Origin of the sequence: Streptomyces sp. P1-3, assembly GCF_050613155.1 — a bacterium.
In the GTDB taxonomy this organism is placed as follows: domain Bacteria; phylum Actinomycetota; class Actinomycetes; order Streptomycetales; family Streptomycetaceae; genus Streptomyces.
The window spans coordinates 5,041,631-5,052,167 of sequence record NZ_CP192512.1 but is presented as its reverse complement, the minus strand read 5'-3'; the positions used below and the strand labels follow the sequence as shown (position 1 = coordinate 5,052,167).

The 10,537-nt window shown below is 75.0% G+C and carries 1 protein-coding gene; it reads right to left on the bottom strand.

Annotation, left to right across the window (positions count from 1 at the left end; translation table 11 throughout):
- Nucleotides 1-24: 24 nt before the first annotated feature.
- Nucleotides 25-10,536, bottom strand: coding sequence for a type I polyketide synthase (locus tag ACQUSR_RS21780; protein WP_431044269.1), 10,512 nt, complete (start codon nt 10,534-10,536; stop codon nt 25-27).
- Nucleotide 10,537: the final 1 nt, after the last annotated feature.

Genomic DNA, 10,537 nt, shown 5'->3' with positions numbered 1-10,537 from the left:
GTACGTACTCCGCTTTGGGCCGGGTCAGGAATGAGTGCCGTCGTTGCTGTCGAGCTCGAGCGCCATGTCGATCAGGTGCTGGACGTCCATCGCGTCGATGGATTCGGCGCCGTCGTCGGGGCTCGTGTCGAGGGTCGTACCGGGGGTCGCCGCCTCCGGGTCGGCCAGCTGGAGGAGCGACTCCAGCAGCCCGGCCTCCCGGATCCGGTTCATCGGGATGGTCGCCAGGGTCCGCCGCAGCGCGGCGTCCTGGGGATCGGTGTCCATGTCGGCGGGACCGCCTACATGGACGCCACCTCCGGCCGGGACCAGTTCGCGCAGCAGCTGCTCGGCGAGCGCCTGCGGCGTCGGGTAGTCGAAGACGAGGCTCGCGGGCAACCGCAGCCCCGTGGCCGCGCCGAGCCGGGTGCGCAGCTCGACCGCGGTCAGCGAGTCGAAGCCCAGCTCCCGGAAGGCGCGCCCGGCCTCGACGTCGTCGGCGGAGGCGTGGCCGAGGGCGGCCGACACCTGGGTGCGGACCACCTCCAGCACGGCGTCCCGCCGGTCCGCCTCGCCCAGTCGGGCCAGCCGGTCGCGCAGTGTCGGCCCCGCTTCGGCCGCCAACGGGTCCGTCGCCGGGTCCGCCGGTCCGCCGGGGCCACCGTGCAGGGCCTTACGCACCTGCGGCAGGTCGTCGATCAGCGGGCGGGGGCGGGCGGCGGTGAACGCCGGGGCGAACCGCCCCCAGTCGACGTCGACCACGGTCACGGTCGTCTCCCGGCGGGTCAGCGCCTGCTGGAAGGCGGCCATGTTCAGCTCGGGGGCCATGGGCGGCAGGCCGCGGCGGCTGAGCTGCTCCCCGGCGTCGCCTTCGGTGGCCATGCCGCCGTCGGCCCACGGTCCCCAGGCCATGGAGGTGGCGGTCAGGCCGCGGGACCGGCGCCGCTCGGCCAGGGCGTCGAGGAACGCGTTGGCCGCCGCGTAGGCGCCCTGGCCGCCGCTGCCCCACACCCCGGCGATGGAGGAGAAGAGCACGAAGGCGTCGAGGGCCGGGCGTTGGTCGGGGGCGGTCCCTGCCGGGGTATCGGCCGCGCCCCCGTCCCGGCCGCCGAAGATGGCGTCGAGGTGGATCGCCCCGGCGGTCTTGGCCGCCACGACGTGGGCGAACTCCGGCAGTTCGGTGCCGGTGCCCGGTCCCTGGGAGACACCGGCCGCGTGCACCACGGCCCGTACCGGGGTGCCGTCCGCCGCCAGCTTGTCCACGAGGGTCTCCAGCGCGGCGCGGTCCGCCACGTCGCACGCCTCGACGGTCACGGTGGTGCCGGACGCGGAGAGTTCCGCGACGAGCTCGGCCGCGCCCGGGGCATCGGCGCCCCGGCGGCTGAGCAGGACCAGCCGCTCCGCTCCGTTACGGGCCAGCCAGCGGGCGACATGCTGCCCGAGCGCGCCGGTGCCGCCCGTGACCAGCACGGTGCCGCGCGGGGTCCAGGGTTCGGCGGGCGCGGTGGAGGACGACGGGGTGGGCTGTGCCAGGCGCCGTACGAAGAGCCCGGCGGCGCGGATCGCCACCTGGTCCTCCACGTCCCCGGCACCGGCGGCGGCTCGGGTCCCGGTACCGGCGGCGGCTCCGATCGCGGATCCGGACCCGATACCGGTCTCGGCCGCGGCCCCGTTACCGGCCGCGGATCCGGCGAGCACGCCCGCCAGTCGGTCCAGCGCGCCCTCGTCCACCGTCTGTGGCAGGTCGATCAGACCGCCCCACCGCTCGGGCCGGTCCAGCGCGACGACCCGGCCCAGGCCCCAGATCTGGGCCTGGGTGACGCTCTCCAGCCGGTCAGCGGCGCCGACGGAGACCGCGCCCTGGGTGACGCACCACAGCCGCGCGTCCGGCACCTCGGCGAGTACCTCGTCCAGCGCCTCGGCCAACGCGGCGGTCAGCGCCAGGCCGACCGGCACCGCCGGATGCTCGGGGTGCGGCCGCTCGTCCAGCGCGAGCAGCGACAGCACACCGGTGACGGGACCGCCCGCCGACGCGGCGGCGAGCCGCGCGCCGATCGTCACCGGGTCCCCGTCGGCCGCGTCCAGCTCGACCCGGGCAACCCGCACGCCGCGCCGGGTGAGGTCCTCGACGACCGCGCCGACCCGGGCGTCGTCCGCGTGGCTCGCGGGGACGACCGTCAGCCATGTCCCGGACGGGGTGCGCGAACCCGACGCGCCCCGCGCCCCGGGCGAAGGCTTCCACACCACGTGGTAGCGGCAGGCGTCAGCGGCGGACAGCTCCTGTTGCCTGCGCCGCCACGACGACAGGGCGGGCAGCACCGCGCTGAGCGGCTGGTCGCCCTCGACCAGCAGCTCGGCGGCGAGGGAGGCCAGGTCCTCTCGCTCCACGGCTTCCCAGAACCGCGCGTCCACCGCGCTCACGGTGCTGTCGCCGGACGTCGCGGACCCGCCTCCGGCCCGGGTGCCGGTGTCCGCGTCGGGCCAGTAGCGGCGGCGCTGGAACGCGTACGTCGGCAGGTCGACGCGCCGGGCGCCGGACCCACCGAAGAACGCCGCCCAGTCCACCCCGGCACCCCGGACATGGGCCTGAGCGAGGGCGGCGGTCACGGTCTCGCCCTCGGGGCGGCCACTACGCAAGGCGGGTACGAAGACGGCGGCGTCGCCGGTCACGCACTCCTGCCCCATCGCGGAGAGGATCCCGTCGGGGCCCAGCTCGACGAAGGTGGTGACGCCCTCGGCTTCGAGGGCGCGGATGCCGTCGAGGAAGCGGACCGCGTCCCGGACGTGCCGGACCCAGAAGTCGGCGGTGGCGATCTCCTCGGCGGAGACCACGGCACCGGTCAGGTTCGACACGATCGGGATCTTCGGCGCCTGGTACGTGAGTCCCTCGGCGACCGTACGGAACGCCTCCAACATGCCGTCCATACGCGGCGAGTGGAACGCGTGGCTGACCGTCAGCCGCTTGGCCTTGCGGCCCTGCGCCTCGAACGACGCCGCGATCTCCAGTGCCGCACCCTCGTCACCGGCGACAACCACCGATGTGGGGCCGTTGAGGGCGGCGATGCCGACGCCCTCGGTGAGCAGCGGCAGCACCTCCTCCTCCGACGCCTGCACCGCGATCATCGCGCCACCGGCCGGGAGTTCCTGCATCAGACGACCACGAGCCGCCACCAGCACGCAGGCGTCCGCCAGAGACAGCACCCCGGCCACGTGCGCGGCGGCCAGCTCACCGATCGAGTGCCCGGAGAGGAAGTCGGCGCGTAGACCCCACGCCTCGACCAGGCGGAACAGCGCCACCTCGACCGCGAACAGGGCGGGCTGCGTATACGCCGTCTGGTCCAGCAGCCCGGCATCCTCGCCGAACAGAACATCCCGCAACGGCCGCTCAAGGTGCCCGTCCAGCTCCGCGCACACCGCGTCCAGCGCCCCCGCGAACACCGGATACGCCTCGTACAACTCACGACCCATCCCCAGCCGCTGACTCCCCTGCCCCGTGAACAGGAACGCCGTCCTGCCCTCGGCGGGCGTGCCCTGGATCGCGTGGGGCGCCGACTCTCCCGCCGCCAGTGCCGCCAGGCCCCGCAGCAGACCGTCCCGGTCCCCGGCGGCCACGACCGCACGGTGGTCGTGAACGGCGCGGCCGGTGGCCAACGCGTAGGCCACGTCGGCGGGTTCGGGCGCCGGGTCGGCCGACAGGCGCGCACGCAGCCGCTCCGCCTGCGCCCGCAGCGCCTCCGTGTCCTTCGCCGACAGCACGTACGGCAGCACCGGAGGCAGCGGCCGACCCGCCGCACCCTCGGCTTCAGCGGCCTCGGCCGACGGAGCCTGCTCGATGATCGCGTGCGAGTTGGTGCCGCTGTAGCCGAACGAGGAGATGCCCGCGCGGCGCGGCTGTCCGGTCTCCGGCCACGGCCGGGCCTCGGTCAGCAGCTCGATCTCGCCCGCCGACCAGTCCACGTGCGGGGTCGGCTCGGTGATGTGGAGCGTCTGCGGCAGCGTGCCGTGCCGCATGGCCATCACCATCTTGATGATTCCGGCGACGCCCGCCACGGCCTGGGTGTGGCCGATGTTGGACTTCACCGAGCCGAGCCACAGCGGCCGTCCCTCGGGGCGGTCCTGGCCGTACGTGGCCAGGAGGGCCTGCGCCTCGATCGGGTCGCCGAGCGTCGTCCCCGTACCGTGCGCCTCCACCGCGTCCACCTCGGCGGCCGACAGCCCGGCGTTCGCCAGCGCCTGCCGGATCACGCGCTGCTGCGACGGGCCGTTCGGCGCGGTCAGGCCGTTGCTCGCGCCGTCCTGGTTGACGGCTGTGCCGCGTACGACGGCCAGCACCGGATGCCCGTTGCGCCGCGCGTCGGAGAGCCGCTCCACCAGCAGGAGGCCGACGCCCTCGGACCAGATGGTGCCGTCCGCGTCCGCCGAGAACGCCTTGATCCGGCCGTCGGCGGCCAACCCGCGCTGGCGGCTGAACTCGGTGAAGGCGCCGGGTGTCGACATGACGGTGACACCGCCCGCGAGCGCCAGCGAGCACTCGCCGTCGCGCAGGGCGCGCACCGCGAGGTGCAGGGCCACCACGGACGACGAGCACGCGGTGTCGACGGTCAGGGCGGGGCCTTCGAGTCCGAAGGTGTACGCCAGGCGGCCCGAGGCCACGCTCGCCGCGTTGCCGGTGCCCAGGTGGCCCTCAAGGCCCTGCGGTTCGTTGACCCACAGGGTCAGGTAGTCCTGGTCGTTGGAGCCGATGTACACCCCGGTCTTGCTGCCGCGCAGCGTCGCCGGGTCGATGCCCGCCCGCTCGAACGCCTCCCACGACGTCTCCAGCAGCAACCGCTGCTGCGGGTCCATCGCCAGCGCCTCACGCGGCGAGACGCCGAAGAAGGCCGCGTCGAAGTCGGCGACGTCGTGCAGGAAGCCGCCCTCGCGGATGTAGCTGCTGCCTTCGAGGTCCGGGTCGTCGCTGTAGAGGGTGTCGAGGTCCCAGCCGCGGTCGACGGGGAACGCCGAGATGCCGTCCCCGCGGTCGGCCAGCAGCCGCCACAGGTCCTCCGGCGACCGGACGCCGCCCGGGAGGCGGCAGCTCATCGCCACGATCGCGATCGGGTCGTCGGCCTCCGCCACGCCGGTCGTCGTCCCCTGGCCCTGGGCGGTCACCTCGGCCGTGTCACCGAGGAGTTCGGCCCGTAGATGGCCCGCCAGGGCGGCCGAGGTCGGGTAGTCGAAGACCAGCGTGGCGGGGAGCCGCAGCCCGGTCACGTCCCGCAGGAGGTTGCGGAGTTCGACGCCGGTGAGGGAGTCGAAGCCCAGCTCCTTGAAGGCCCGGCCCTCCTCGACGGCCTGCGGGCCCGCGTGGCCGAGCACCGCCGCGACCTGGGTGCGGACCAGGTCCAGCAGCAGCCGGTCCTGTTCGGCCGCGCCCAGCCCGGCGAGTCGCCGCGCCAGGCCGGGGCCGTCTCCGGTCGCGGCGGCGGCGCCGACCGTCCGCCGTACGGGCACCCGGACCAGGCCGCGCAGCAGCGGGGAGATCGTCCCGGCCGCCGCCCGGGCCCGCAGCGCCGCGGTGTCCACGCGCATCGGGGCGAGCGACGGCTCCCCGACAGTGAGCGCCGTGTCGAGCAGCGCCAGGCCCTCCGCCGGAGCCAGCGGCGGCAGGCCGGCGCGCCGCATGCGGCTGACGTCGGTCTCGTTCAGGCCGCCGGCCATCCCTGACCCGGCCCACAGCCCCCACGCCAGCGCGGTGGCGGCGCGGCCCTCGGCCCGGCGCCGTACCGCCAGCGCGTCGAGGAACGCGTTCGCCGCCGCGTAGTTGCCCTGCCCCGGGCTGCCGAACACGCCCGAGGAGGACGAGAAGAGCACGAACGCGGACAGCTCCAGCTCCCGCGTCAGCTCATGGAGGTTCCAGGCCGCGTCGACCTTGGGCCGCAGGACGCGGGTGACGCGCTCCGGCGTCAGCGAGCCGATGACGCCGTCGTCGAGTACCCCGGCGGTGTGGACGACGGCGGTGAGCGGGTGCGCGGCCGGGACGGCGGCCAGGGTCGCGGCCAGGGCGTCCCGGTCCGCCGCGTCGCAGGCCGCCCAGCGCACCTCGGCGCCGGAGGCGGCGAGTTCGGCGGTCAGCGCGGCCGCACCGGGGGCTTCGGCGCCGCGCCGGCTGACCAGCAGCAGGTGCCGCACGCCGTGTTCGGCGACCAGGTGCCGGGCGACCAGTCCGCCCAGCGTGCCGCTCGCGCCGGTGACCAGGACCGTGCCGTCGCCGTCGAGGGGGGCCGTGGCGCGGTCGGGATCCGCCGCCACGGGTACGCGGGCCAGCCTCGGCGTCCGTACGACACCCGCGCGTACGGCCAGCTGCTCCTCGCCCGCCGCGAGCGCGGCCGGGAGCGCGGCGCGCGACGCCGGCTCGCCGTCGAGGTCCAGCAGGACGAACCGCTCCGGGTGCTCCGCCTGCGCCGAACGCAGCAGACCCCACATGGCGGCCCGCGCCAGGCGGGGTGCCGGCTCTCCCGGGGTCGCGGCGACCGCGCCCGAGGTCACCAGCACCAGCCGGGCGGCGCCGAACCGCTCGTCGGCCAGCCACGCCTGGGCCAGGCCCAGGGCGCCGACCGTGGCCCGCCGCACCGCGTCGGGCGTGTCGTCGGCGCCCTGCCGGTCGGGCGCGACGTCGGACGGGGAATCGGGCGTGGCGACACCGGGGGTGACGAGGACGTACTCGGGCACCGGTGCGCCCGCGTCCACGGCCTCGGCCAGCGCGGTCAGGTCCGCGTACGCCGCCACGTCCGAACCCGCGCCCGCGCCCGCGAGGCCGAAGGAGTCGGACCCCAGGACCGCCCAACGGCCGCCCGGAGTCCCCTGCTCGGCCGCGACCGGCTGTTCGGTCCACTCCAGACGGAACAGCGACTCGTGGTACGCCGACCCCGCGGCCCGCACCTGCTCCTCCGAGACGGGGCGCAGGGCGAGCGACTCCACGGCCGCGACCGGCACGCCGTCGGCGTCGGCGAGGTCCAGGCGCACGCCGTCCGCGCCCGTCGGCACCAGCCGTGCGCGCAGCGCCGGGGCGCCGCCGGCGTACAGCGTCACACCGCGCCAGGCGAACGGCAGCCGCCCCTCGCCTTGGTTACCGCCCAGGCCTCCCAGGCCGAGCGCGTGCAGCGCGGAGTCCAGGAGCGCAGGGTGCAGCCCGAACGTCCGCGCCTCCGCGGTCGCGTCGGCCGGGAGCCGGACCTCCACGAAGACCTCGTCGCCTCGCCGCCAGGCGGCGGTGAGCCCTTGGAACACCGGGCCGTAGGCCATGCCGATGCCGTCGAGGTCCGCGTACAGGTCGTCGACGGGGACCGCCCGCGCCCCGTTCGGCGGCCACTCGGCGAGCGAGATCGAGGGGCGCGGTGCGCCCGAGGCCAGCACACCGGTCGCGTGCCGCGTCCACGGCTCCTCGGCCGGGGCGTCGGCCGGGGAGGACAGCACGGTGAGGGAACGCCGTCCGTCGCCGTCCAGCGGACCCACCGCGACCTGGAGCCGGACGGCGCCGCGCTCGGGCAGTACCAGCGGCGCTTCCAGGGTCAGTTCGTCCAGGTGGTCGCATCCGACCTGGTCACCGGCGCGGATCGCCAGTTCCACGAAGGCCGTACCCGGAAGCAGCACCGACCCCATGACGGTGTGGTCGGCGAGCCAGGGGTGGGTGTCGAGGCCGAGCCGTCCGGTGAGCAGGAAGCCGTCGGTGTCGGCGAGCGGGACGGCCGCGCCCAGCAGCGGGTGCCCGGCCGCTTCGAGGCCCACGGTGGTCACGTCGCCGCTCGGCGTACCGGGCTCCAGCCAGAACCGCTGGTGCTGGAAGGCGTACGTGGGCAGATCGACGCGCTGGGCGCCGGTCCCGGCGAACAGCGCCGCCCAGTCCACACCGGCACCCCGGACATGGGCCTGGGCGAGGGCGCCGGTCAGCGCCTCGGCCTCGGGGTGCCCCTTGCGCAGCACTGGCGCGAAGGCGGCGCCCTCGCCTGTCACGCACTCCTGCGCCATCGCGGAGAGGACCCCGTCCGGGCCCAACTCGACGTACGTGGTAACGCCCTGGGCTTCGAGGGTCCGTACCCCGTCGAGGAAACGGACCGCCTCGCGAACGTGCCGCACCCAGAAGTCGGCGGTGGTGATCTCCTCTGCGGAGACCACGCCACCGGTCAGGTTCGACACGATCGGGATACGCGGCGCCTCATACGACAACCCCTCCGCGACCGTACGGAACGCCTCCAACATGCCGTCCATACGAGGCGAATGGAACGCGTGGCTGACGGCCAGCCGCTTGGTCTTCCGGCCCTCGGCCTCGAACCGCGCGGCGATGTCCAGCGCCACGGTCTCGTCACCGGCGATCACGACGGACGCCGGGCCGTTGACCGCGGCGATGCTCACGCCGTTGCCAACCAGTGGCAGCACCGCCGCCTCGGATGCCTGGATCGCGATCATCGCGCCACCGGCGGGCAGCTCCTGCATCAGACGACCGCGAGCGGCCACCAACGTGCAGGCATCCGCCAGAGACAGCACCCCGGCGACATGCGCGGCGGCCAGCTCACCGATCGAGTGCCCGGACAGGAAGTCCGCCCGCAGACCCCACGCCTCGACCAGCCGGAACAGCGCCACCTCGACCGCGAACAGCCCCGGCTGCGTATACGCCGTCTGATCCAGCAGCCCGGCATCCTCACCGAACAGCACGCCCTTCAGCGGACGTTCGAGATGCCGGTCCAGCTCCGCGCACACCACGTCCAGCGCCCCCGCGAACACCGGATACGCCTCGTACAACTCACGGCCCATCCCCAGCCGCTGACTCCCCTGGCCGGTGAACAGGAAGGCGAGCTTCCCGTTCACCGGCGAGCCCAGCGCCAGGTCCCGCGCCGCCGTGTCCCCTGCCGCCAACGCGGTCAGCCCCCGCAGCAGGCCCTCCCGGTCCCCGGCGACCAGCACCGCGCGGTCTTCGAAGGCCGCGCGGCCGGTGGCCAGGGAGTAGGCGACGTCGGCCGGTTCGAGGGCGGGCTGGTCGGCCAGTCGGGTGCGCAGTCGCTCGGCCTGGGCCCGGAGCGCGTCCCCGCCCTTCGCCGACACCACGTACGGCAGCACCGGCGGCAGCGGCCGCGACGGCGCGGCGGCCTGCTCGGGCTCCGGATTCGCGTCCGGCCGCGGTTCCTCGGCCGCCGGGGCCTGTTCGAGGATGGTGTGGGCGTTGGTGCCGCTGACGCCGAAGGCCGAGATGCCGACGCGGCGCGGCTGCCCTGTCTCCGGCCACGGCCTGGCCTCGGTGAGCAGCGAGACGGCTCCGGTCGTCCAGTCGACGTTCGGGGTCGGCGCGTCGACGTGCAGCGTCCGTGGCAGCACGCCGTGCCGCATCGCCATGACCATCTTGATGACGCCCGCGACACCGGCGGCGGCCTGCGTGTGGCCGAGGTTGGACTTCAGGGAGCCCAGCCACAGCGGCTGCCCCTCCGGCCGTTCCTGGCCGTACGTGGCCAGCAACGCCTGCGCCTCGATCGGGTCACCCAGCGTCGTGCCCGTGCCGTGCGCCTCCACGGTGTCGACCTCGGCGGCGGACAGCCGGGCGTTCTCCAGGGCCTGGCGGATGACGCGTTGCTGGGCGGGGCCGTTGGGGGCGGTCAGACCGTTGCTCGCGCCGTCCTGGTTGACCGCCGAGCCGCGCACGACGGCCAGCACCTGGTGACCGTTGCGCCGGGCGTCCGACAACCGCTCCACCAGCAGCACGCCGACGCCCTCACTCCACCCCGTACCGTCGGCGGCGGCCGCGAAGGACTTGCAGCGCCCGTCGGGGGCGAGCCCGCGCTGGCGGCTGAACTCCACGAAGACGTCGGGGTTGGGCATGACGGTGACGCCGCCGACGAGCGCGAGCGAGCACTCGCGCTGACGCAGTGCCTGGGCGGCCCAGTGCAGGGCGACCAGGGACGAGGAGCACGCCGTGTCGATGGTGGCCGCCGGGCCCTCGAGCCCGAGGGTGTAGGCGATCCGGCCGGACAGGACGCTGGTGGCGCCGCCGGTGAGCAGCAGCCCCTCCAGTCCTTCGGGCGCGCCGTGGAGGTCGTTGCCGTAGCCCATGGCGGCGGCGCCGACGAAGACACCGGTACGGCTGCCGTGGACGGCGGCGGGGTCGATTCCGGCCCGTTCGAAGACCTCCCAGGAGGTTTCCAGCAGCAGCCGCTGCTGCGGGTCCATGGCGAGGGCCTCGCGCGGCGAGATGCCGAAGAATCCGGGGTCGAACTCGGCGGCGCCGTCGAGGAATCCGCCGCCGCTGTTGTAGAAGGTGCCCTTGCGGTCGGGGTCCGGGTCGGCGAGTGCCTCGATGTTCCAGCCGCGGTCGGCCGGGAATCCGGAAATGGCGTCGCCGCCGCCGTCCACGAGCCGCCACAGGTCCTCGGGGGACCGTACGCCACCGGGGAAGCGGCAGCTCATCGCGACGATCGCGATCGGCTCCCGCCCGTCCTCCTCCACCTCGGCCAGGCGGCGGCGGGTCCGGCGCAGCTCGGTGGTCATCCACTTCAGGTTGTCGAGAAGCTTCGCTTCGTTCGCGCTGGTCACT